This window comes from Corynebacterium tuberculostearicum SK141, assembly GCF_000175635.1.
GTDB classification, from domain to species: Bacteria; Actinomycetota; Actinomycetes; order Mycobacteriales; family Mycobacteriaceae; genus Corynebacterium; species Corynebacterium tuberculostearicum_C.
This window is the reverse complement of sequence record NZ_ACVP01000007.1, coordinates 22,276-45,424: the sequence shown is the minus strand read 5'-3', so window position 1 is coordinate 45,424 and position 23,149 is coordinate 22,276. Positions and strand designations below refer to the sequence as shown.

Annotated in this window: 25 protein-coding genes; 8 read left to right on the top strand and 17 right to left on the bottom strand. The window is 64.2% G+C overall.

Features of this window, described 5'->3' with window-relative positions; genetic code table 11:
* Positions 1–18: 18 nt before the first annotated feature.
* Together CORTU0001_RS02565 and CORTU0001_RS02560 are read left to right on the top strand one after the other, a co-directional pair.
* Positions 19–1,551, top strand: a complete 1,533-nt coding sequence (locus CORTU0001_RS02565; RefSeq protein WP_005327155.1) for an adenylate/guanylate cyclase domain-containing protein — start codon at positions 19–21, stop codon at positions 1,549–1,551.
* A 12-nt stretch (positions 1,552–1,563) separates the two neighbouring features.
* A complete protein-coding gene (locus CORTU0001_RS02560) occupies positions 1,564–2,802 on the top strand; it encodes a DUF418 domain-containing protein (protein ID WP_244262077.1) in 1,239 nt (412 codons plus the stop codon).
* Here the strand turns inward: CORTU0001_RS02560 and CORTU0001_RS02555 are convergent.
* Positions 2,752–3,345 carry a hypothetical protein gene (locus CORTU0001_RS02555; RefSeq protein ID WP_050776577.1) on the bottom strand — a complete coding sequence of 198 codons (594 nt, stop codon included), beginning with the start codon at positions 3,343–3,345 and terminating at the stop codon, positions 2,752–2,754. The two genes, CORTU0001_RS02560 and CORTU0001_RS02555, sit on opposite strands and share 51 nt — an antisense overlap.
* Positions 3,346–3,363: 18 nt before the next feature.
* Positions 3,364–6,339 carry a type I DNA topoisomerase gene (gene topA, locus CORTU0001_RS02550; RefSeq protein ID WP_005327151.1) on the bottom strand — a complete coding sequence of 992 codons (2,976 nt, stop codon included), beginning with the start codon at positions 6,337–6,339 and terminating at the stop codon, positions 3,364–3,366.
* A 248-nt stretch (positions 6,340–6,587) separates the two neighbouring features.
* Between topA and CORTU0001_RS02545 the strand changes: the two genes are divergently transcribed.
* Positions 6,588–7,217 carry a DedA family protein gene (locus CORTU0001_RS02545; RefSeq protein ID WP_005327150.1) on the top strand — a complete coding sequence of 210 codons (630 nt, stop codon included), beginning with the start codon at positions 6,588–6,590 and terminating at the stop codon, positions 7,215–7,217.
* A 44-nt stretch (positions 7,218–7,261) separates the two neighbouring features.
* On the opposite strand, the gene CORTU0001_RS02540 is transcribed toward CORTU0001_RS02545, so the two are convergent.
* Positions 7,262–7,465 carry a cold-shock protein gene (locus CORTU0001_RS02540; RefSeq protein ID WP_005323097.1) on the bottom strand — a complete coding sequence of 68 codons (204 nt, stop codon included), beginning with the start codon at positions 7,463–7,465 and terminating at the stop codon, positions 7,262–7,264.
* Between the two features lie 176 nt (positions 7,466–7,641).
* On the opposite strand from CORTU0001_RS02540, the gene CORTU0001_RS02535 reads away from it, so the two are divergent.
* Positions 7,642–10,005, top strand: coding sequence for a Zn-binding domain-containing protein (locus CORTU0001_RS02535; RefSeq protein WP_005327149.1), 2,364 nt, complete (start codon positions 7,642–7,644; stop codon positions 10,003–10,005).
* 7 nt (positions 10,006–10,012) lie between these two features.
* Here the strand turns inward: CORTU0001_RS02535 and CORTU0001_RS02530 are convergent, their stop codons facing one another.
* From CORTU0001_RS02530 to ssd, 9 genes are read right to left on the bottom strand one after another with little or no spacing between them, the layout of a single operon-like run.
* Positions 10,013–10,210 (bottom strand): hypothetical protein, encoded by a 198-nt coding sequence (locus tag CORTU0001_RS02530; RefSeq protein WP_005327148.1) that lies wholly within the window; start codon positions 10,208–10,210, stop codon positions 10,013–10,015.
* Complete coding sequence (locus tag CORTU0001_RS02525; RefSeq protein WP_005327147.1) at positions 10,207–10,560, bottom strand: hypothetical protein; 354 nt, start codon at positions 10,558–10,560, stop codon at positions 10,207–10,209. The genes CORTU0001_RS02530 and CORTU0001_RS02525 overlap by 4 nt, the downstream gene beginning before the upstream one ends.
* Entirely contained in the window at positions 10,557–10,883 is a 327-nt protein-coding gene (locus CORTU0001_RS02520; RefSeq protein WP_005327146.1) for an Rv3654c family TadE-like protein, read from the bottom strand. Before CORTU0001_RS02520 ends, CORTU0001_RS02525 begins: the two co-directional genes overlap by 4 nt.
* Positions 10,876–11,190: a hypothetical protein gene (locus CORTU0001_RS02515; RefSeq protein ID WP_005323101.1), complete on the bottom strand. Its 315-nt coding sequence runs from the start codon at positions 11,188–11,190 to the stop codon at positions 10,876–10,878. Before CORTU0001_RS02515 ends, CORTU0001_RS02520 begins: the two co-directional genes overlap by 8 nt.
* Positions 11,191–11,245: 55 nt before the next feature.
* Positions 11,246–11,434 (bottom strand): DUF4244 domain-containing protein, encoded by a 189-nt coding sequence (locus CORTU0001_RS02510; RefSeq protein ID WP_005327144.1) that lies wholly within the window; start codon positions 11,432–11,434, stop codon positions 11,246–11,248.
* Between the two features lie 24 nt (positions 11,435–11,458).
* Positions 11,459–12,055, bottom strand: a complete 597-nt coding sequence (locus tag CORTU0001_RS02505; protein ID WP_005327137.1) for a type II secretion system F family protein — start codon at positions 12,053–12,055, stop codon at positions 11,459–11,461.
* Complete coding sequence (locus tag CORTU0001_RS02500; protein ID WP_005327135.1) at positions 12,052–12,840, bottom strand: type II secretion system F family protein; 789 nt, start codon at positions 12,838–12,840, stop codon at positions 12,052–12,054. Before CORTU0001_RS02500 ends, CORTU0001_RS02505 begins: the two co-directional genes overlap by 4 nt.
* The gene (locus tag CORTU0001_RS02495) at positions 12,833–14,011 is read right to left on the bottom strand and encodes a TadA family conjugal transfer-associated ATPase (RefSeq protein ID WP_005327134.1); all 1,179 of its coding nucleotides are present in this window, start codon (positions 14,009–14,011) and stop codon (positions 12,833–12,835) included. Before CORTU0001_RS02495 ends, CORTU0001_RS02500 begins: the two co-directional genes overlap by 8 nt.
* Entirely contained in the window at positions 14,008–15,075 is a 1,068-nt protein-coding gene (ssd, locus tag CORTU0001_RS02490; RefSeq protein ID WP_005327133.1) for a septum site-determining protein Ssd, read from the bottom strand. The genes CORTU0001_RS02495 and ssd overlap by 4 nt, the downstream gene beginning before the upstream one ends.
* Positions 15,076–15,536: 461 nt before the next feature.
* On the opposite strand from ssd, the gene CORTU0001_RS02485 reads away from it, so the two are divergent.
* Positions 15,537–16,418 (top strand): HAD family hydrolase, encoded by an 882-nt coding sequence (locus tag CORTU0001_RS02485; protein ID WP_005327132.1) that lies wholly within the window; start codon positions 15,537–15,539, stop codon positions 16,416–16,418.
* Here CORTU0001_RS02485 and CORTU0001_RS02480 read toward each other — a convergent pair.
* Positions 16,415–17,131, bottom strand: a complete 717-nt coding sequence (locus CORTU0001_RS02480; protein ID WP_005327131.1) for a hypothetical protein — start codon at positions 17,129–17,131, stop codon at positions 16,415–16,417. The genes CORTU0001_RS02485 and CORTU0001_RS02480 overlap by 4 nt on opposite strands.
* Positions 17,132–17,239: 108 nt before the next feature.
* On the opposite strand from CORTU0001_RS02480, the gene CORTU0001_RS02475 reads away from it, so the two are divergent.
* A complete protein-coding gene (locus CORTU0001_RS02475; protein ID WP_005323120.1) occupies positions 17,240–17,743 on the top strand; it encodes a phage holin family protein in 504 nt (167 codons plus the stop codon).
* A gap of 120 nt (positions 17,744–17,863) precedes the next feature.
* Positions 17,864–18,778: an alpha/beta fold hydrolase gene (locus tag CORTU0001_RS02470; protein WP_005327130.1), complete on the top strand. Its 915-nt coding sequence runs from the start codon at positions 17,864–17,866 to the stop codon at positions 18,776–18,778.
* Here the strand turns inward: CORTU0001_RS02470 and CORTU0001_RS02465 are convergent.
* From CORTU0001_RS02465 to nth, 4 genes are read right to left on the bottom strand one after another with little or no spacing between them, the layout of a single operon-like run.
* On the bottom strand, positions 18,775–19,971 hold the full coding sequence (locus tag CORTU0001_RS02465; RefSeq protein WP_005327129.1) for a MarP family serine protease: 1,197 nt from the start codon (positions 19,969–19,971) through the stop codon (positions 18,775–18,777). The genes CORTU0001_RS02470 and CORTU0001_RS02465 overlap by 4 nt on opposite strands.
* Before the next feature lie 57 nt (positions 19,972–20,028).
* Positions 20,029–20,730, bottom strand: coding sequence for an NUDIX hydrolase (locus CORTU0001_RS02460; RefSeq protein WP_005327127.1), 702 nt, complete (start codon positions 20,728–20,730; stop codon positions 20,029–20,031).
* Positions 20,727–21,290 carry a TlpA family protein disulfide reductase gene (locus CORTU0001_RS02455; RefSeq protein WP_005327122.1) on the bottom strand — a complete coding sequence of 188 codons (564 nt, stop codon included), beginning with the start codon at positions 21,288–21,290 and terminating at the stop codon, positions 20,727–20,729. The genes CORTU0001_RS02460 and CORTU0001_RS02455 overlap by 4 nt, the downstream gene beginning before the upstream one ends.
* Before the next feature lie 9 nt (positions 21,291–21,299).
* On the bottom strand, positions 21,300–21,956 hold the full coding sequence (nth, locus tag CORTU0001_RS02450) for an endonuclease III (RefSeq protein WP_005327121.1): 657 nt from the start codon (positions 21,954–21,956) through the stop codon (positions 21,300–21,302).
* A gap of 340 nt (positions 21,957–22,296) precedes the next feature.
* Between nth and glxR the strand changes: the two genes are divergently transcribed.
* Positions 22,297–22,980 (top strand): CRP-like cAMP-activated global transcriptional regulator GlxR, encoded by a 684-nt coding sequence (glxR, locus tag CORTU0001_RS02445; RefSeq protein ID WP_005323128.1) that lies wholly within the window; start codon positions 22,297–22,299, stop codon positions 22,978–22,980.
* Positions 22,981–23,149: the final 169 nt, after the last annotated feature.

Here is a 23,149-nt window from a genome sequence, read left to right as displayed (position 1 = left end):
TTACTAAAGTATGAAGGCATGAACAGACTACTGCGCGGCGCACGATGGCTCATGGGTACCCAATGGCCGGTCTACGCCGCCTTAGTCCTTGGCGCGAACCTCATCGGCGCCATCGCCATCATGACCTTTGTCCTTTATTTCCTGCCGATGCCGGAGATTAAGGACTTTGCCGCCGAGCTGCCCAGCCTGATGGGCGTCGCCGCGGTGTACCTCATCTTTGCCGTGGTCATCGGCATCGCCGTCACCCTGCTGCTTTTCCGCCCAGTGCTGGACTGGCAGCGCAACCCGGACGAGCACGATCCGAATATGGTGCGCAACCTGGTGCTGCGCATTCCCGTCTACCAATCCGCGGTGGCGGCCGCGGTGTGGCTCATCGGCATCATCCTGGCCGTGGTAATTTCCGGCCGGGAATCCGGCAGCCTCGGGCTCGTCGTGGGCGTGTCCGCCACCCTGGCCGGCCTCGTGGTGGTCATCTTGACTTACCTGCAGGCCGAGCGCCTCGTGCGCCCTGTGGCCGCCCAGGCGGTGGCGCGCCGCTTCGAGGACGCCACCCTGGAGCCGCCCATCAAGTACCGCCTCATTTCGACCTGGCTGATGACCTCCGGCGTGCCGTTGGTCGGCATCTTGCTCGTGCTCATCGCCCAGCGCACCGGGCTCTTCTCCGGCACCGCAGGAGACCTGGTTCCCGCCATCACGGCCCTGGCACTTACCGCTCTGGCCACCGGGTTTATCGGTACTAGCTTCGCGGTGATGAGCGTGGTGGACCCGATCGTGGAGCTGCAGGACGCCATTAACCGGGTGCGCCGTGGCGAGAACGATGCCGAGGTCGATATCTATGACGGGTCCGAGCTGGGCGTACTGCAGGCCGGTTTCAACGAGATGATGCGCGGCTTGCGCGAGCGCCAGCGCGTGCGCGATATCTTCGGCCGCTACGTCGGCGTCGAGGTGGCGCAGCGCGCCCTAGAGGAGCGCCCCGAGTTGGGCGGCGAGGACCGCAAGGTCGCTGTGCTCTTCATTGACGTCATCGGTTCTACTACTTTCGCCGTCAACCACTCCCCCGAGGAGGTAGTGGAGGAGCTCAATAAGTTCTTCGAGCACGTCGTCGAGGTGGTGCACCGCAATAAAGGCATCATTAACAAGTTCCAGGGCGATGCCGCGCTGGCTGTCTTTGGCGCGCCGCTCAATGTTTATGATTCCGCCTCCATGGCGCTGCAGGCCGCCCGCGAGCTGCGCGGCGAGTTGCGCGGGCTGGAGCTGCAGGCGGGCATTGGCGTGGCGGCGGGGCACGTTGTGGCCGGGCATATCGGCGGCGCGGATCGCTTCGAATACACCGTCATTGGTGACGCCGTGAACGAGGCTGCGCGCCTGACCGAGCTGGCCAAGGACACCCCGGGCCAGGTTCTTACCAACGCCGCCACGCTCAAGACCGCTAACGAGGCCGAGCAGGCCCGCTGGACTATGATGAAATCCATTGAGCTGCGCGGCCGTCACCGCATGACCCAGCTGGCTCGCCCTATCCGCGCTACCCTGGCAGAACGTTCCGAGGTATAACGAGGTTTTTAAGTGAGCTCAGCTCCCCGGCCCCGCATGATCGTGCCCGATGTGGCGCGCGGCATGGCCCTTCTAGGCATCGCCATGGCCAATATGACCACGGCATGGATCATCACCACCGACCGGCCGGGCAGCTATTTCGGCGGCATCATTGATGGCAGCGCGTGGGATAAGGCGGCCGTGGTCTTCGGCGCCTTCTTTGTCCACAACCGCGGCCTGCCCATGTTTTCTACCCTGCTCGGCTTTGGCGTGGGGCTCATTGCGATGAGTCTGTGGCGGCGCGGGTTTCCGGTGCGGGCGGCGCGCTGGGTCATCGCCAAGCGCTATGCCTTCTTGGCGCTCATGGGCGCAGTGCACCTGGTGCTGCTGTTTTGGGGCGACATTATGTTCTTCTATGGCGTGGCGGGAATTATCATCGCCTTCCTGCTGCGCAAACGGGATTCTACCCTCCTGCGCGTTGCCTATATCCTATTCGCGCTGTGCGCGCTGGGCGGGGTGGTGGCCTTCATTTCCGGCGCTGTGGATCCCAGCGGCGTGGTGGCCACGGAGGGCATTGGCACCATCGAGTCCTACCCCGATCTGCTGCTCAGCCAGCTTATTACCCTTGGCAGCCAGGCTGTTGCCACGCCGATCATTGTGCTGATGTACCTGCCCGTCATGCTCGTGGGCTTTGTGTGGGCGCGCCAGAGCGTGCTTGCCGACGTCCCCTCTCACCGCCCCACCCTCCTCCGCTGGGTGGCCGTCGCGGTGATCATTACCGTGGTTATCGGCGCCTTGTGGTCTTTGAGCACGCTGGGGGTCATCGAGCAGCGCTGGGCCAATGCGGCCAATAATGCCAACGCTTTCATCGGTGTCTTTACCGGACCTGGCATCCTGGCCGGGCTCGCGCTGCTGCTGCAGCCGGTGCAGGAGCGGCTCTCGGCCGGCGCGCCGCTGCCCACAGTGCTGTGGCCTTTTGCGGCGCTGGGCAAGCGCTCCATGAGCGGCTACGTAGGGCAGTCCATTCTCTTTTTCTTCCTCGTGCACCCGTTCACGCTGAACTTCGGCCACGATCTGGGCGCCTTCGGCCAGGCCGCGCTGGCATTCGCGGTGTGGCTGGTCACGCTTATCGGGGCCTGCGTGCTGGAAGTCTTCGACCTCCGCGGGCCGTTCGAGGCGGTGCACCGCCGGCTGTCCTACGGTCCGACGATGCAGCCGCAGCTACCGCGTGCGGCACAGGCCATCGAGAAGCAGCAGATGGCCGACCGCTAGGGCGCCCGCCTCGGCCGCGCCCACTAGGCGCGCCCCCTGCTTCCGCTTACCGCTATGTTGCTGCGCGAGCGCCGCGCGCAGGGCCGTCAGCCCCTCGGCCGCAACGAGCAGGTTGGTGCCGTGGCTCATGCCCTTGCCGGCATCGGTGCGCAGCGCTGGATCTCCCGCCAATGCCGAGGTCGTGAGCACCGCCGCGCCGCCCACCGCGACCGCAGCGGCCGTCGGCTCCTTGCGAGTTGCGGCAACGCCCGCGCCCCATACGGCCGCGCGCAGGCTCCAACCCAGGGCGTCGTTGCGCGCGCCGCGGCGATATAGGCTCCACGCATAGGCGGCATGGCTCGCCGTTACGGCCGCCACGCCGAGCACCGAAGGACGGGTCAGGGTGCGGGCCTTTTCCACCTGGCCAATAGCTCCGGCTACAACTCCGGCGCCAACGGCGGGCTCTTCGCGTACCGAGGCCAAAAGCTGCGGCCGCGTTTTGATGGTGACGGCGCGCCGCAGGGCCGCGGCGCCTTCTTGGGTGCGGGCAAGAAAATCGTTCATGCCCGCCACCTTACGCGGTTACTTCTTGCGCGAGCCGGCCTTTACCACGTTCTTCGTGCCGGGCGAGGGCTTCTTAGTTGCCTTCTTGCCAGCCTTCTTCGTGGACTTTTTGGTGGCCTTCTTGGTTGCCTTCTTCTTCGTCGTCTTCTTAGAGGACTTCTTGGTGGACTTCTTCTTGGTCTCGCCGGAAGCTTCCTTGGCGCGGCGCTCGGAAAGGAGTTCGTTCGCGCGGGCGTCGGTAAGCTGCTCCGGGTCATCGCCGCGGCGCAGGGAGGCATTGGTGGTGCCATCGGTGACATAGGGGCCGAAGCGGCCGTCCTTGACGGTCATGGGCTTGCCGGAGACGTCGTTATCGCCCAGCTGCTTAATCGGCGGCTGGGCCGCGGCGCGGCCGCGACGCTTCGGCTCGGCGTAGATGCGGCGGGCCTCGTCCAAGGTGATGGTGAAGATCTGCTCTTCCTTAGCCAGCGAGCGCGAATCGGTACCCTTCTTCAGGTACGGGCCATAGCGCCCGTTCTGCGCGGTGATCATCACGCCGTCGTCCTCGCCCACCTCGCGCGGCAGAGAAAGCAGCTTGAGGGCCTCCTCCAAAGTCACAGTGGAGGGTTCCATGGAGCTAAACAGCGAAGCCGTACCCGGCTTGAGCTTGTTCTCGATGTACTCCTTGACGCGCTTTTCCTTCTGCTTCGCGGCCGTCTTGGTTTCCCAGTTCTTGGCACGCTTGCCTTCCTCGGCGCGTTGCTTGTCTTCCTCGGCGCGCTCCTTAGCGACGACCTCCTCGGCCTCACCCTCGGCCTTCTCCCGCTCATCCTCGCGGACGACCTCGGTGACATACGGGCCAAAGCGGCCCTCCTTGGCCACGATCATGCGGCCGTTTTCTGGGTTCTCGCCTAGCTCACGGCCGCCCTGCGGGGTGGCGAAGAGCTTTTCCGCCAGCTCCTCGTTCAGTCCATCCGGGGTGACGGTTTCGGACAGGTTAGCGCGCTGATACTCGATGCTGCCGTCGTCGTTAGTGCCAACGGCGCGCTCGATATACGGGCCATAGCGACCCACGCGGACGAAGACGTCGCGGCCCTCGGTATCGGTATAAAGACGCAGGGAGTTGACCTTGCGGGCATCGATGGCTTCTAGGTTGACGTCGATAAGCGACTTCAAGCCGCCGTGCCGGGCAATGGAAGCCGCCTTCTGCTCGTTGGCCTCGGCGTTGCCAAAGTAGAAGCCGTTAAGCCAGGCGGTACCGTCCTCGATACCGGTGGCAATCTGGTCTAGCTCGTCTTCCATGGAAGAGGTGAAGTCATAGTCCACCAGCTCGGTGAAGTTTTCCTCCAATAGGCCTACGACGGCGAAGGCAACCCAGGATGGCACCAGCGCATTGCCGCGCGAGACCACATAGCCGCGGTCCTGGATGGTCTTGATGATGGACGCGTAGGTGGACGGGCGACCGATGCCTAGGTCCTCCATCTTCTTGACCAGGCTGGCTTCGGTATAGCGCGCCGGCGGGTTGGTGGAGTGTCCCTCGGCGGAGACCTCCTTGGCGGTCAGGCCGCGGCCCTCCTCCAAGTGCGGCAGGCGGGTCTCGCCCTTCTTGTCCCCCTTGGCGTCGTCCGCGCCGTAGGCCTTCAGGAAGCCGGGGAAGGTAATGGTGCGGCCGGTGGCGGAGAATTCCACGTCGTAGCTGCCCTTATCGGTGGCGGCGGTGCCGGCCACGGTGACCTTCATGGAGGTTCCCTTGGCATCGGCCATCTGAGAGGCGACGGTGCGCTTCCAAATCAGGTCATAGAGCTTAAACTCCTCCGCATCCAACTGGCCAGAGAGCTGGCCCGGGGTGGCGAAGGACTCGCCGGCCGGTCGGATGGCCTCGTGGGCCTCCTGGGAGTTTTTCACCTTGCGGTCATATACGCGCGGGGAATCAGAGACGTATTCTGCACCATAGATGCTGGTAGCGGAATTGCGCGCAGCCGACAGGCCCTGCTGAGAGAGCGAGGTAGAGTCCGTACGCATATAAGTAATGTGGCCGTTTTCGTACAGTCGCTGCGCAATGCGCATGGTGCGCTCAGAGGTAAAGTGCAGGCGGCGGCCGGCCTCCTGCTGCAGCGTAGAGGTCATAAACGGCGCATAGGGCTTGCGCGTATAGGGCTTGTGTTCGACCCCAGCGACCTGCATATCCGCACCGCGCAGCGCGGTTTCTAGCGCCTTGGCCTGTGGCTCGGTGATGACGATGACGTCTTTGCTCTTGACGTTTCCGCGGTCATCAAAGTCGCGGCCCAAGGCCACGCGCTTGCTATTGACGGCGGTAAGGCGGGCGTCGAAAGTAGCGGGGTTATCCGCGTCCGCAGCGCCGGTATCTAGCGTGGCGGCCAGATCCCAGTAGTCCGCGGGGATGAACGCCATGCGCTCGCGCTCGCGCTCGACGATGACGCGGGTGGCCACCGACTGCACGCGGCCGGCAGAAAGCCGTGGCATAACCTTCTTCCACAGCACCGGGGAGACCTCATAGCCGTAGAGACGGTCGAGGATACGGCGGGTTTCCTGGGCGTCGATAAGGTTGTAATCCAAATCGCGGGTATTGTCCGCGGCCTCCAGGATCGCGGACTTGGTGATCTCGTTAAAGACCATGCGGCGCACCGGAACCTTGGGCTTGAGGACCTCAAGCAGGTGCCAGGCGATGGCCTCGCCCTCGCGGTCGGGGTCTGTTGCGAGGTAGAGCTGATCGCACTGCTTCAGCTTGGACTTGAGGTCTGCGACCTTCTTCTTTTTATCGGGGCTCACCACGTACAGCGGGGCGAAGTCATCCTCCGGGTTCACGCCGAGGCGCGCCCAGGATTCCTTCTTATACTTAGCCGGCACGTCCGCAGCGCCACGGGGAAGATCGCGGATATGGCCCACGGAGGCCTCCACGATGTAGTTATCTCCGAGGTAAGGCTGAATCTTCTTCGCCTTCGTCGCCGACTCGACGATCACCAAGGTCTTTCCCGGCCCGGCTGCTTCTGCCACTTCGACTTCATCCCTTTCGATGATGCGAACAATAAGGTTTGCACGCTTTCAGCAATCGCCCCTAGCGTACACAGTTGATCTGCGTTTCCTTTCTCGCACCATATACGCGGTTCTGCCAAAAGGCCGTTTTCAGGGGCACTATGTACCCCCACGGAACGGGTCTATACTGGCCTACTTAGAACGCCCAGTAGCTGTGAAAGCATTGTGGGGCACGATAGCACACCCAAGACGACGCCCGCGGAGGATTCATGGTTGACACCATCACTATGTGGATCGAAACCGTCATGTCCACAGAGTGGATCTACCCGCTGGTCGGCGTGCTGATCTTCGGTGACTGCTTCTTCCCCGTGCTGCCTTCTGAAATCCCGCTCAATATGGCCGGCGCCTGGTCCGGCTCCCAGGGCTTTCCGCACCTGCCCACCATGTTTTTCGTAGCGCTCATTGCCGCCATGATGGGCGATAATCTCTGCTTCCTGCTGGGCACGCGCTTCATGCCCCTGCTCCAGCGCGTACCTAAGGGATCGAAGGCCTACGAGGGGCTCAAGTGGGTCAAGCGCAATATGCGTCGCGGCGGCGGTGCGGCCATTATTATTGCCCGCTTCATTCCTTCAGCGCGCCTATTTATGACCATCCTGCTGGGGTCGATGCGCTTCCCGTGGCTCGTCTTTGTCTTCTTCGACACCATCGGCGTCGCGCTCTGGGCGGCCGAAGCGCTCGCCATTGGCTACCTGGGCGGCATGGCCTTTTCCAATTCGCCCGTGCTGGCCGTGGTGGTCAGCATCATCGCCGCCGTCATCATCGGCGTGGGCCTGCAGAAACTGCAGAATAAGTTCACCGAGTGGTGGGATACCCGCCGCGGCTACGCCGAAACGCCATAGCGGGAAGGCCTGAGCAGAAAGGCCTGAGCGAGGGAGCCGGCCGCCTAGATGACGGACACGGACTGGGCCTGCTCGCCCTTCGGGCCGGAGCCTACTTCGAAGGTGACCTGCTGGTTTTCTTCTAGGGTGCGAAAACCGCTGCCCTGGATCTCGGAGTAGTGGACGAAGATATCGCCTTCGCCGTCCGCGCGCTCGATGAAGCCGTAGCCCTTTTCAGAGTTAAACCACTTAACGGTTCCTTGTGCCATGGTGTGCAGTCCTTTTCTTGATTGGCGGTGCGGCGATTCCGCGCCGAGGGGTTCGGTAAATGCGTCCTTTAGCAGTACCTTAAAGTGTAAACACCGCACCAAGACATCATTGGCCTCATATCAGTGTGACACGTTCCACGCCAAAGCGATAGGCCTAACTCATGAGGGGGTAGAAATTGGCTCACCCGGAAACGGATAATCCCCTAGGAGAAGAGCTGCTCGAGTTCATCCAGCGCCGCCTCGATGAGTCCACTCTCACATTTCACACCACCCTGCCGCCGCAGCGTGCGCAGTATGCCGAGTGGCCCGAATGGGTGCTGCCGGAATTGAAGGAGAAGCTGGTCGAAGGGGGCGTCGGCAAGCTGTATAGGCACCAGGCCGAGCTCGCGCAGGCCGCCTGGGCAGGTGAGGATGCGGTGATTTCTACCGGTACGTCTTCGGGAAAGTCCCTGGGCTACCAGCTGCCCATTTTGAGCCGGCTGGCGCAGGATCCGAGCGCCTGCGCGCTGTATCTCACCCCCACCAAGGCGCTGGGGTCGGACCAGCTGCAGGCGGTGCTCGAGCTGTGCCGGGGCATTCCGGCGCTCAAGGGCGTGGTGCCCTCGCCTTATGACGGCGATACGCCGCAGGAATCCCGCGCGGGCGTGCGCGATCATTCGCGGTTCATTTTTTCCAATCCGGATATGGTGCACATGTCCTTGCTGGCGGCGCACGCGCGGTGGGCGCGGTTGCTGCGGCACCTGGAGTTCATTGTCATCGATGAATGCCATTCCTACCGGGGCGTTTTTGGCGCGAACGTGGCGCTGGTGCTGCGGCGCCTGCTGCGTCTGTGCGCGCACTATGGCTCGCGGCCGACGGTAATTTATGCCTCGGCCACCATGAAGGACCCGGCCCGGCATGCGCAACGCCTTACCGGCCGGCCCGCCCGCGCGATTACGGAGGACACCGCGCCCACCGGCGCGCGCACCGTGGCGCTATGGGAGCCGGGCTTTATCGAGGGCGCCGAGGGCGAGCACGGGGCGCCGGTGCGCCGCGCCGCCACCACCGAGGCGGCCGAGATGATGGCCTCCTTCATCGCCGAGGGCGCACGCACCATGACCTTTGTGCGTTCGCGCCGCTCGGCCGAGGTAGTAGCCATGCGCGCGGCCGAGGTGCTCTCCGGTAGCCTCGGCCGGCCCGATTTTGCCCAGCGCATCGCCGCCTACCGCGCCGGTTACCTGGCCGAGGACCGCCGCAAGTTGGAGCGCGCGCTTGACGACGCCTCCTTGCTCGGCGTCGCCACCACCTCCGCCCTCGAGCTGGGTATCGACGTCGGTGGGCTCGATGCTGTGGTCACGGCCGGCTTCCCGGGGACCGTCGCGAGCTTTTGGCAGCAGGCCGGGCGCGCCGGCCGCCGCGGGCAGGGCTCGCTCGTGGTGCTCATCGCCCGCGATGAGCCGATGGATACCTACCTGGTCCACCACCCCGAGGCCCTGCTGGGTCGGCCGGTGGAGGCCAGCGTTTTCAACCCGGCCAATCCCTATATCCTCTTCGGCCACGTCTATTGCGCCGCGGTGGAAAAGCCGCTGGATGATGCCACGATTGCCGCCTGGGGCGCCCAAGACGTGGTCCACCAGCTGGCCGAGTCTGGCCTGCTGCGCCGCCGCGAGCGCGGCTGGTTCGCCGTGCCCGTCCCTGCCCATTCACCGGAGGAACTCTCGCCCGAAACGGCACATACCGCGGTGTCGCTGCGCGGCGGGGCGGGCGAGGAAGTCATGATCGTAGATTCCTCCGACGGCCGCCTGCTCGGCACCATCGACGCCGCCCGCGCCACCAGCCAGGTCCACCCCGGCGCGGTGTACCTGCACCAAGGTGAGAGTTTTGTCATTGAGGAGCTCATCCTCAGCGATTACCTAGCCCTGGCCCGCCCCGAGGCCCCGGATTATTCCACGACTCCGCGCTCCACCACGGATATCCGCATCCTGCGCGAGGCCGATAACCTGGTCAATTACTCCCCGGGGCTGTGGGTGGCGGACGTGGAGGTAGAGGTCACCGACCGCGTCACCGGCTACCAGGTGCGGCTTGCCGACGGCACCATTGGCGACGACATCCCCCTCGATCTCCCCGAACAGCGCCTGGTCACCCGGGCAGTGGCCTACACCATCGATCCGATGGCGCTTTCCGCCATGGGTGTGACGGCCTCCGATACGCCCGGCACCCTACACGCGGCCGAGCACGCCGCCATTGGCCTATTACCGCTTATCGCCACCTGCGACCGCTGGGACATCGGCGGCGTGTCCACCGCGTTGCACCCCGATACGCAGCTGCCCACCGTCTTTGTCTACGACGGCCACCCCGGCGGCGCCGGTTTTGCCGAGGAAGGCTTCCGCCGCTTCCCCGAATGGATCGCGGCCACCTTCGAGGCGGTGCGCTCTTGTCCGTGCGAAGCCGGTTGCCCGTCGTGCGTGCAGTCGCCCAAGTGCGGAAACGGGAATAACCCGCTGAGCAAGGACGGCGCCATCAAGCTACTGGGTGCGCTGGTCACCATGACGCAGGGCTAGCCGCAACTTAAGCGGTTTTGCCTTCTTCTTCATTTACTCGCTGCGCCCGCGCGTATTCATAGTCGGCGCTGCGCTGCAATAGCTCCTCACGCCGATGAGGAAACCGCTCCAATATGATGCGCTGAATTTCCGCCGCTGCACGTGCGCGAGTGCGCCGCACTTCCGGATTCGGCTCGTAAAAAGGCGAGCCTTGCGGATGCCTCATGGAGCATCGCCTCTTTCTTCTTTCGGGGCAGATTTGTCGAGCTCACCCTCTTTAAACTCTTGGGCAAAATCCCACAGCGTGTTGATAAAAGGGGAATCTCCTTCAACGTCCGATAATAATCCCAGAATTGTGGGGAGAAAATACCATCCAGTAATTCTTTCGGCGCTTTCCGCCGAGTCAGTCTTATCGATACACCACTGCACAATTCCCCACCATCTATCTTGTTCCCGCCTATGATCCGATTTGATTTCTTCGCGTACCTTTCGGCGGTATTCCCGCCAAGCGATAAAGCCTGCTACGGCTGCCACTGCGGTGGGGATAAGGCGCACTACTGCTTCTTGCCAGGTCATACCGGCCCGGCCTTCGCTTGAGTGGACCGGCCACGGACTGTGGCGGTGACGATGACGTCGCGGCCGGATTCGGTGCAGGTTTCTAAGGTGGCGTCGTTAAGCGCGGCGGTATCGCGCGCGGCGGTGCAAGCATCTTCACCCGTAGCGAGGGCCCAGGCACCGGCAACCGCCGCGAGGTCGGCCGCCACCTGAGCCTCGTGTCGCGCGGCCACGCGCGAGCCCACTGCCGCCACGATAAGCAGCAGGCTCACGATGGCGACGATGATACCGGCCGCGGCAATGGTGGCATAGCCTTCCTCGCCGCAGCGCCTCGGCCTACTCATTTCCGCCCACCTCGGCCGGAAATACCGCCTCAGAGCGCATGGTGCCGACGGGGGCATCGACGCTTACCGACGCCCTCACCAACCCACCGCTTTCTTCCACGCTGACCTGGGCATCCTCGCGCGGGGGATGGTATTCGACGCCGATGGCGTGCGAACGCGCGGCCGCGCCCGCCATGTCCACCGCGGCGATATAGGATGCCAGCGTGGCAATGGCACCCACGATTCCCGCCGCGACCAAGACCAGGGAGCTTAAAGCCAAGGCGGCCTCGATGGTCACGGAGCCATCGTCATCAAATACCCTGTGCATCTTTCCTCCTTTCTGCCGGCAGGCTGGGCCCGCCGGCCGCGGTTAAAGAGCGTCGCTAGCTCGGGGTATTCGAGAGGGCGTCGGTAATGATGCCCTCGATGGCATCGACCACCCCGCCGCCGTTGATGACCATGTAGAGCACCCCGGCAAGCGCGGCGGCCGCCAAAGATCCCATGGCATATTCGATGGTGCTCATCCCCTCGTCATTGCGGATGAGCTGGGAATACTTATTAAGTGCGTGCATGATTAGTGTCCTTTCATGTGAGGTTTAGAGAAGTTGTGCGCCCAAACTGATAACTACGGGCGCAAGTCCTAGAACGATGAATGCTGGCAGGAAGCACACCGCCAGCGGGAGGGCGATAAATACTCCTGCGCGCTCCGCCTGCGCCGTGGCGTGGGCGGATGCTTCCGCGCGCAAAGAAGTACAGATTCGTTGACATCCGGCCGCGATGGTGGCGCCGGATTGGCCCGACATGATGACAAGCTGCGCTAAGTCCTCCAGCCCCGCATGGCTCTTCATGTGGCCCCACGCGGACTGCGCGGGAACGCCCACGCCGAGCAGCGCGGCGACGGTCTCCCACAGTTCCTTGGTCTGGGCATCCGCGGTGCGGGCCACCGCGGTGGTGGCGCCGTGCACGGATAGTCCCGCGGCCAGGCATGCTGCGAAGAGCTCGACGTCGCCAGCTACTGCCAGTGGGTCCAGCGGCGCGACGGGCTTGAGCTTGCTTATCAGTCCCCCGCGCGCGGTCGGGCCATCGCGCGGGGTCTTGGCGGTGGTCTCGGTTGCGCTGGCAGGCGCCAGGCGGGCGGTGTGCGGCGGCAGGCCAACGAGGGCGGCGAGGGCGATAAAGATGAGCGGGGTCATGCGGCCGCCTTCCGGATAATGACGCGCGACCAGGCGAATCCGCCGCAGGCCAGCGCCACACCCACCACGAGGAGAATACCGCCTAATCCGCCGCCTAAAAGGAAGCCGAGGGAGTTGGCACCCATGGCCCCGCCCATGGCGATGCCGGCTATGGGCAGGCACGCGAGCACCGTGGCGGTGGCTTGGGGGCCTTGCAGGCTAGCGGCGGTGGATTGCTGGTGGCGTCGGGAAGCGTCGAGGCGGCTTTGGGCTTGGTCGAGCAAGCTGGCCACCGCTATGCCGTGGTAGGTGGAAAGCTCTAATAAGTGACCTAAGCGGTGAAGTTCTGGCAGGGCCTTGCCGCCCTGCGCTTCTGTCAGCGCCATGTGCGGCGGCGCACCGCGCGCGGCAAGGGCGGCCGTGGACTCTAGTGCTGTGGATACCTCGCGCGGGGTGGTGGCTGGCAGGGACTCCACGCCGCGGGCGAGCGCCCCAGCCAAGGTCGCTCCTGCGCGCAGGTCTGCGGTGACCACGCCCAGGTAAGCGGCCAGCCCCTCGCGGCCACGCCGCTCCGCCCGCGCGGCCACAATATCCTTCGCGTACCAGGACACGCACCACGCGATAATGGCGGCGGCGATGGCGATGCTGATGCGGCCCACCGAGTAGAAGACCAGGCTGCCGCAAAAGACTGCACCTAGGATAACCACGGAGCTGGTCTGTGCCCGGCGCGTGGCCAAGACCAGGCGGCCGGCACTCGAGGGCGCGGGTATAAGCAGCGCAGCGGCAAGGATGAGGTAACTAAGCACGGCTGGCCTCCCCGGCCTGTTCTCCCAGCAGCTGCGCGGAGAATTCCGCGAAGCCGTCCGCCGGGCCATCTTCGGCGCTCCAGATGATGCGCGGGGTCACTGGGTTTCCCTCGAGCACACCGATATGGGCGAGGCGGCGGCCCTGTGGGGTGCGCTCCATGGTCAGCACCATGTGCACAGCCGCCGCCAATTGCGAGTGCAGCGCCGCGCGGTCCAAGCCGCCGAGGGCGGCGAGCGCCTCCATGCGGGCTGGTACTTCAAAGAGGGAATTGGCGTGCAGCGTGCCGGCGCCGCCATCGTGGCCGGTGTTGAGAGCGGCGAGGAGATCCACCACCTCGCGGCCGCGGATTTCGCCCACCACGATGCGGTCCGGCCGCATGCGCAGCGCTTGGCGCAGCAGTTGTGACATCGTGACCTCGCCGCTTCCCTCCGCGTTGGCCCGGCGCGAGACCACGCTGACGCAGTGCGGGTGGTGTGGGGAAAGCTCGGCGGTGTCCTCGATAACGAGGATGCGTTCGCGCTCGGAGACGGTTCCCAAAAGCGCGGAGAGCAGGGTGGTTTTGCCGGAACCGGTGCCGCCGATGACGAGGAAGGAAATCCGCTTGTCCACCACGGCGCGCAGCAGCGCCGCGATGTCTTCTGGCAGCGTGCCATTGTCTACCAGCTGGGGCAAGGTGGTCTGCGCTTGGCGCAATACACGCAGGCTCAGGCAAGTCCCGGCAACCGCGGGCGGGCTTAGCAAGGCGTGGACGCGCAGCACGACACCATCGGGGCGAGTAACGCGGCCATCGGCAAAGGGCTGCGCATCATCGAGGCGCGTGCCTGAAGCTGCCGCAAGCCGGCTGGCCAGCTGGCGGACCTCGGCATCATCGCGGAAGGTGATATCGGTGCGCTCGAGGCCTTCGCCGCGGTCCATGAATACCGCGTGTGGCCCGTTGACTACGACGTCTGTAACGCCCTCGCGCCCCAGCACCGCATCGAGCGGGCCCATCCCGGTGGCGTCTTGGCGCAGGCGGCGCAGCAAGTCAAGCACTGCAACGTCACTAATCACGCCGGCCTCTGCGCGAATGCGCCGGGCCAGGGCTGCAGCATCCTGTACCAAGTTAGGCTCAGCGGCAATGATGCGCTGCATCTTTTCCAGCGTTTCTTGTGCTGCTTTATGCTCGCTCATGCGCCGACCTCCTCGAGGACCGCGCGGGCGGCCTTACGCAAGGGTGCGGGGAGGCGCTGCGGTAGGCCGCCGATTTCTACCGTGCGGGTGAGGCCCCGGAGCGTTGGCAATTCTGCCAGCACCGTGCTGTGGACGATGCGTTCTACTTCCGCCGCGCTTAACGACGCCCACTGGCGTTGCCGCAGCACCACCACGCACCTGCGCCGCGCGGCATCGAGACGCACCAGAAGTTGCGCGGCCGACGCGGCCGAGCGCACCTCCGCGGCCACCACGATGACCACGTGGGTACAGGCATCCGGGATGGTCTCCGGGGTGCAATCCACCACGCATACTCCCTCGCCCGCATGGGCCGCGCCTACCACCCGCGCGAGCAGATCCTTTTCTAGGCGGAAGGGATCCGCGACGGTGCTGCGCGCGGCGGAGAGCACCGCTACCCCATCAGGCGTGGATGGCAGCGCGCGGTAGAGATCAGCGGCATCGATGCTGCCATCGCCCACGGTAAGCTCCGGCCAGCGCGCCCCCGGTTCCGCTTCTACGCCGAGCAGGAGGTCGAGGCCACCGGAGTATGGGCGGGCGTCGACAAGCAGGGCGCGACCGTCGGCTGCGCACTGGGTGCGGGCCAGCGCGGCAGCGAAGGTCGAAGTACCCACCCCACCGCTCGCGCCCACCACGGCGATGGTCGCGCTGCCCGGCCGCGCTTCCTGCGGCGCGCCCGCCGCGGCAATGCTCGCCAGCAACTCCTTCACCTGGGCGGGGATGATAAAGGCGCTCTCCGCGTGGCAGGCGAGCGCCGCCTCGTAGTCAATCGGCCCGGGGTCCGCGGCCAGGAAAAGCACGGGCGCAGGCGCGGTGTGGGTGCGCCGCGCTGCTGCCACCACGCGGGCCATAAGGGAATCAACCAGCACTGCATAGGCGCCGGGCAAGCTGCGCGGGACATCGCGGGGATCGGTTACGGTCAGCACATCGTGGCTGGTCGCAGCCGCGGCGTGAACGGCCTCGGCGCGCAGCGCTTCGTCACCAATGGCGACGATGATGACGGCGGAATCAGGGTGTAATGCGTTCATGCCTCATAGCCTGAAGCAGTCGCGCAACCGCAGCGAGGCTCCGGCGGCAATGCTGTGGATAACCCGCCAGAAGTCACCATGTAGGCGCGATTTGGTTGTCGTTTCAACCAAAAATCTGTGGATAACCCGCTCCGCACGGCGGTAGATATAGGTGACGGCCCGCGCATCGGGGGGGGTGTGCGCGCGGGCCGTCAGTAACCCGGCCTCGGGGGGGTGAGCCGGGGCAGGCCGCACAGTATATCGGGGCCTTGCACGCATTATTATGACATGTTCGCCACCCAATCACAACAGCTAACAGCAGATTTCCGCGGCCACGGCGCTGACCTGCACCGAATGCATGTTCACTCAGCGCCACCCCCACGCGGGTTCCCAATCCCACATTAGTGGCATACAAATCACCGTTAACATCAGTCACTTCTACACCAGCAAGCGCTTAGGGCAGCTACACTCGGCAGCACATCATGACTACTTCCCGCGAGCCCCGTCATCCCCGCCGCGCCGACACCACCCGCGCTGGCGGCGACCCCGCACGCACCGCGGCGTTTTTCGATCTGGACAAGACCATCATCGCCACCTCCTCGGCCTATGCGTTTGGTCGCGAATTCCTCCACAACGGGCTCATCTCGCCGGCCGAAGCACTGCAGCTATCACTTGCTAAGGCCACCTATATGTTTTCTGGTCTAACCAGCGAAGGCATGGATTCCACCCGCGACCAGCTCACCGCACTGGTCACGGGCTGGTCCGTGGACGAGGTGCGCGCCATCGCCCGCGAGACCATGCATCACGTGGTCACGCCCTCCATTTATGCCGAGGCCCGCGAACTCATCCGCGCCCACCGCGCCGCTGGCCACCACGTGGTCATCGTCTCTGCCTCCGCGGCCGTGCTGGTGGACATCATCGCAGAGGAACTCGGCGTCGAGCACGTCATCGCCACCGAATTGGCAGAGGAAAACGGCCGTTTTACCGGCGAGGTGCTCTTCTACTGCAAGGGCCCCACTAAAGCGGAGGCCCTGGAGCGGACCGCAGCGGCAGAAAACCTCGACCTTGCTGCCAGCTACGCCTACTCGGATTCCGCGACGGATATCCCGATGCTGGAAAAGGTAGGCCACCCCGTCGCCGTCAACCCGGACAAGCAGCTAAAGCGCCACGCCCTCGCCCACCACTGGGAGATCCGCTCCTTTAAGGACCCGGTGCCGCTCCTGCCTGCGCCAACCGCCAAGGAAATTGGAATCGGAGCCTCCGTTCTGGCGGGTACCGCGGCAGTTATCGGCGCTGGCCTGTGGCTCGCCCAGCACCCGGGCCGCCCCGGCCCGCCCAAGCGGGGCCCACGGCGCGCCTCCTAGGCCGCGCGGGCAATCGCGTCGGCTTCTTTGCCGCCGGCGGTCCAGGCGGCGAGGTGGGTTAAGAGGGCGTCGGCAAGCGCGGTGCGATAATTGCCCACCGCGGCGGCATACTCGGCGCGGTGGCGGGTGTAGTAGACCTCGGGCACGGCGAAACCGCGCGGGTCAAAGCCCGTATGCACCGCGGCGAGGCGGGAGGCAACGCGGGCGACGAGGCCACTGCGAGGGCCAAAGAACTCGCCGGCGGCAATCTCGGCATGGACCACGCTCGGCAGCAAGAGATCGAAGGCAGGGCCGTCACCCTGCGCGATGAGCCGTCCCAATCCTTGCAAGCGCGCACTCTCGCCGGCCGGAATGCCGGTACCGCCGGCCGCGACGTCAATGCGCGCCAGCACCTGCAGCGGTGCCCGGGCAAAGGAGCGCACCGTAGCATCTAAGAGTTCCGGGGCGGCCACGGAATAGGCGCTGACAGCGCTGGCCAGCGGCCCTTCTTCCATATCTTCCGGTCCCGGATGTGGGGGGATAGCGTGGCCGTCCAGCGCCACGCTGGCGCGGGCGCCGCGCATGAGGGACTCCGCAGAGATAACCTCAAACTTGCGCAATCCTGCAGGTCGGCGGTGTGCACGGGCGATGGCAGCGGCGGCCTTTTCTGCACTTTCTTTCACCCCCGGCAGGCGAAACAGCGGGGATAACGCGTCATTTTCTGACATATCCATTAGGATAGCCGTGGAAGTCCCTAAGTATGCGTGGCACCATGGGATAATAGTGATTCCATTATTATTGGGGACATTACAAGGTTTAGATAAACGCGAGGAGAATTAATCGTGAGCAACGATGGACTTTTTACCGACGGTACTGATCAATTTGCACCGAAGGTGAACTCGATCCCTTTGAGTGACGTGGATACGTCCTCGTCCGAGACCTCGGTAGGCCAGCTGGTCTCCAACGCCACCGAGCAGATGTCCCAGCTCGTGCGCTCCGAGGTGGAGCTAGCCAAGACCGAGCTGGCAGAGTCCGCTAAGAAGGGCGGCATCGGTGCAGGCCTCTTCGGTGGCGCAGGCACCATCGCGCTGTATAGCTCCTTCTTCTTTTTCTTCTTCCTGGCCGAGCTTCTCGCCGTCTGGCTGGACCGCTGGGCAGCGTTCCTGATCGTGTTCTTGATCATGATCGTCCTCGCCGGCATCCTGGCCTTCGTTGGCCTGAAGAATGTCAAGCAGGTCAAGGCCCCGCAGAAGACCATTGACTCCACCAAGGAGCTCAAGAACCTGGTTCCGGGCAAGGCACAGAAGTCTCTGGACCGTAAGAACACCCACGGCCTCTACACCTAAACCGGCAGGCGCCACGCGTACGTGCACCCCTCTATCCGCCCTAGCTAGCCTGGGGCGGATTTTGTGTACTTCCTCCCCTTTTCTCTACCGTTTCTGCCCCAACTATAGAAAGGCGGCACCATGGCCTTCGCACCCCTGCCTCCCTCAACGGTGGAGCTGGATGGACCTTATGCGCATGAGTTCGTCCACACCCGCGGCATCCGCCTGCACGTCGCCACGGCGGGCGATAGCACGCAGCCACTCGTGGTGCTCATCCACGGCGCTTTTGGCGGGTGGTTCGATTATCAGGACGTCATAGCGCCGCTTGCACAACGCGGCTTCCACGTCGCGGCCGTGGATATGCGAGGCTTTGGTATGTCCGATAAGCCGCCCATTGAGGCGGGGCAGGATATCCGCACTTTGGTGGGCGATATTAGCGGGCTCATTCAGGCCTTGGGCCATGACGATGCCTTTGTGGTGGGCGCCGATACGGGCGGCGCGGTGGCGTGGTGTTTGGCCGCAGAGCGCCCTGAGCGGGTGCGCGGCCTGGCCTCCATTTCCGCCGCCCACCCGGTGGATCTGCGCCGCGCGATTGCCGCCCGGCCGTGGGACTTTGGGTGGATTAATCTGCGCTCGCTGCTGTGCCGCCTGCCGCGCGTTACCCGCGCCCAAAACCTGCTGCTTAGCCCCCGCGCCTACCGCAAGGAGCTGGAGCTGGATACGGGGCCTTTGCTTGCCGACGCCACCCTAGACCGCATCCTCGATCTCCGCCTGCGCGCCTCCCGCATCGGCAGCGTCAGCCGTGGAATCTTGTGGAACCACCGCATGCGCACCGCCGTGGTTCCCTTGACCTGGGTGGAACTGGCAGTAGAGCGTCCCGTTCTCTTCATCCACGCCCAACAGCGACTGTGGAACCCTGTGGTCCGCCGCGCCGCCTCGCGCGCCCGCCGCGGATTCACCGCCACGACCATCCCCGGCGCGAAGAACCTTCCGCACTTGGAAGCACCGGCGGATTTCGTTTCCACGCTGGCGGCCTGGCTACAAGAACATAGCTAGTGCGCCACGCACTCGCCGGTATCTACAGGGTGGGTAAGCTGCGTGATGTCTCCGATTTGGGCATTGACCTCATCGGCGGTTAGGGCATAGCCGGTCTCGGAATCATCCACCGAGGCGCCGAAGACCACGCCGAGGACCTCGCCGGCCGTGTTGACCAGCGGTCCGCCGGAATTTCCTTGTTGGATCTTGCCGCGCACGGTGTAGGAATCGCGTTCCACGCGACCATGCGAGTAGATATCCGGGCCGGAAATGGTGATGCGATCGCGCACGCGCGCCATCTCGGCGTCGAAAGGCCCGGAGTGCGGGAAGCCCATGACCATGGCATCATCGCCCGTCTGGGCCGGGGCCTGGGCCCATGGCAGTGGATCGATGCCCAGGTCGCGCGAGTGCAGCACCGCCACATCCACATCCGGGTTGTAGTAGACCACGGTCGCGTCCTTGAGGCCCACCTTGGTATCCAAGCGCACGGTCTGCGTGCCGGCCACTACGTGAGCATTGGTGATCACGTAGTCATCGGCCGCCACGAAGCCGGAACCCATGAGGCGGCGGGAGCACTCTTCGGCGTCGCCAAGCACGTGAATGATAGACGGCCGCATGCGCCGCACCATCTCCGGATCCTGCACGTCTGGGTCCGGCTCTTCTACTTCCTCGGTGCTAATCGAGTTTTGCCACGGCGAGACTAGCGGCGGCAGGCCGGACTCGTTGAGCATCGCCGCCACCCCATTGGGCAGCGACGCTACCTGCGCCGGTGCGGCCGAGTTGAGCTTGCCCAAGATGCGGGAATCGCGCAGGCCCTGGCCGGCCACCCCACCTAAGTTGGTGGCCACGGGGATAGAAATGAGCCAAATAACCACCAAGGCGGCAAAGGCTTGAAAAACCGCACCCACGGCGGAATCAAGGCGCTGCGTCTTGCGCGCCTTCATGCGATCGCGCACGCTGCCACCCAACGAGGATCCGATAAGCTGCCCGACGCCCACAAAAAGCACCAGGATTCCCACTAACAGCAGCAAGCGCAGCGAGGGCTGATCCACCAAGCGCAGGGCGGCCGGGGCCACGGCAATGCCTAGCACTACCCCAGCGCCCACACCAATGGAGGCCAATACCGCCGCGAGGGCGCCATTGCGCCACCCACTCAGGAGCGCAATGAGGACGGCGACCACAATCAGGCCGTCAACGATGAGCGCAGGAGTCATGGCTATGGGTTCTTTCTATCTGGGGTTTAAGACGTATGCGTACCGCGGCACCAGCGGTTAGGACATCTTCTCATTATTGCGGGAGTTTTTGAGGGAGTCACGCAGGTCCATGACTGAATTGTTATCCCATGGAACGCTCCACCCGGCGTGCTGCAATAGTGCCGAGAGCACGCCGGCGGTAAAGCCCCAAATGACGTAACCATTGGCGTGAAATGCTGGTCCTTGCCATTTTCTAAAGCCCACCATGAAGCGGTTGCGCGGATCGACCAGCTCCCGGATAGGCACGAGAAACACGTCATCGGTTTCATCGGGGCTGGCGGGATAGACCTCCCCCGGCTGGGTCCAATGCGCCAAAATGGGGCTCACCGGATTGCCGGTGGCGCGGATATGCAGCTGCTCCCACTGCTCCAGCGGGGTCACGGAGTTGCGCTGCAGGTCCGTTTCCTCCCAGGCTTCCCGCAGCGCGGTATCCACCAGGGAAGTATCCGCGGGATCCCGGCGGCCGCCGGGAAAGGCAATCTGGCCCGAGTGCGAGCGCATGGACGGCGAGCGATGCGTGAGCAAAATACTGGCCTCCTCCGCGCTCTCGCCGCTCAGCAGCATGAGCACGGCTGCTTCCCGCTTGACCGGCACCTGCACATTAGTGCCATTGAGGGACGAAGCCTGGCGGTTGCCAATGAGCTCTTGCACCTGGCTGGGGTCTACCCCCAGCGCCGGCTTGAGCCATTCTGGCGTGCGCTCGGGAAGGAGTTGACTCATGCCGCAATCGCCTCCTCCACGGCCTTTTCAATCTCCGCTGCGGAGCTAAACGGCTGCGCAAATTGCTTGCGCACCTCGCCGTCCTTGAGCACCACCGTCACCGGCACCACGCCCGGCAGGCCCAGCTCACCGGCAAACTTATTATCCGAATCCTGGAAGCTCGGCAGCTCGACGCCCAAGTCATTCAAGAAAGCTGCACCATTTCCCGCGTTCTTATCCGCGTGCACGCCCACGACCTGCCAGTCCGGATGCGCTTCCGCCACGTCCTGCAGGTAGGGAAGTTCCGCGCGGCACGGCTCGCACCACCACGCCCACACGTTAACCACGCTGACGCCCTCATCGGCGGGCTTTCCGGCTGCCTCACCGCCCAAGCACTCCAGCTCCACCCCGGCCACGGCGCCGGCCGGGCAGTCCGGGCGCTGTGGGACTTCTTGCGAAGGGGCTTCGCTTAGCGACGCCTCCTCAGATCCGTCCCCGCCCCGCAACTGCGAGACCCCAGCTACCGCAATGACGGCGATGAGGATCGCGGCAATCACCGTGCCAAGGACGTAGTTCTTCATACCGTTAGCCTAGCGCCCACGAGCGGCTGGACACATATCCCGCAGAACGCATGCATCGCACTCCGGCGTGCGCGCATGACATACCTGGCGCCCGTGGAAGATGACACGGTGTGAAAACATCGTCCACTCTTCTTCCGGCACGAGCTTAGCGATGTCCCGTTCAATCTTGACCGGCGTCTTCTCCCCCGACAGCCCAAGCCGCTGCATGAGGCGGCTAAAGTGCGTATCCACGGTCAGCCCGGGGATCCCGAAGGCATTTCCGAGCACCACCAGTGCGGTCTTGCGACCAACACCGGGCAAGCTGGTCAGTTCCTTGACCGTGCGCGGGACTTCGCCTTGAAAATCTGCCACCAGCTTCTCCCCGATGCCCAAAAGGTGCCCCGCCTTGGCACGCTGAAAGCCCAACGGCCGCAGGATTCTCTCCAAATCCGAGCGCTGTGCGGAAGCATAGTCCGCCGCCTCGGGGTAGCGGGAAAAGAGCTCAGGGGTCACCGAATTCACGCGTTCATCCGTGCATTGTGCGGAAAGAACGGTGGCAATGAGCAGCTGCAGCGGGGAGTCATAATCCAAGGCACACCGTGCATTCGGATACTCCTGCGCCAAACGCCGATTTACCTCCGGTGCGCGCAGCTCCGGCGCGCTTGCCGCTGACAGTGCTGAATTCATGGGGTTTAGCTTAGTAGACTAGGAAAACATGATTTCACTCGTGATTCTGGTACCACTTGCCATCGCCCTTTTCGCCCTCCTGATGGAAAAGCTCGAGGCAGTCGTTTTTGCTGACTAGGCCGCAAAACTGCTGGCCTGAACCGTGCACTAGCACGAGTAGAGTTTCTATAGTGTGACAAAATTTCTGTGAAGTACCAAAAGTGACCAATTACACTGTAAGATGAAACGCGGTACACAGTGACCCCGCTTGTTCCGCATTGTCGAGTGCATGAAAGACCGCACCCAGATGTGGCACAGGCTCATCTATGGACTTTCGCAGTCGACATCCAAGGAGTAAAACGTGGAAGGCGTACAGGACATCCTCTCCCGCGCCGGAATCTTCCAAGGCGTTGATCCCGTTGCAGTGCAGCACCTAATCGAGCAGATGGAGACCGTGCGCTACCCGCGCGGAACCACCATCTTCGACGAAGGCGAGCCCGGTGACCGCTTGTACATCATCACCTCGGGCAAGATTAAGCTCGCCCGCCACGCCCCGGATGGTCGCGAAAACCTGCTGACGGTCATGGGCCCATCCGATATGTTTGGCGAGCTGTCCATCTTCGATCCGGGCCCGCGCACCTCCTCCGCCGTGTGCGTGACCGAGGTTCAGGCCGCCACCATGAACTCCGAGCTGCTCAAGAAGTGGGTTGGTGACCACCCCGAAATCGCCCAGCAGCTGCTGCGCGTGCTGGCTCGCCGCCTGCGCCGCACCAACGCCAACCTGGCTGACCTCATCTTCACCGACGTTCCGGGCCGCGTGGCAAAGACCTTGCTGCAGCTGGCTAACCGCTTCGGTGTTCAGGAAGGCAGCGCCCTGCGCGTGAACCATGACCTCACCCAGGAAGAGATTGCCCAGCTGGTGGGCGCTTCCCGTGAGACCGTCAACAAGGCGCTGGCCACCTTCGCGCACCGCGGTTGGATCCGCCTCGAGGGCAAGTCCGTGCTCATCGTCGATACCGAGCACCTCGCCCGCCGCGCTCGCTAAGACCGCGCCAGACCGCTACCCCGCTTCGGCGGGGTTTCGCTGGTTTTACCCCCTTTTAACCAGTTCCCCACCGCACTTGTGGCCACGGTACGCTCCCCTCCGCACCGCCTGTGGGCCCCACCGCGGCCATACGTCGGCCCTGCGCGCCTCCTGCCTCAGCCCACAGCAC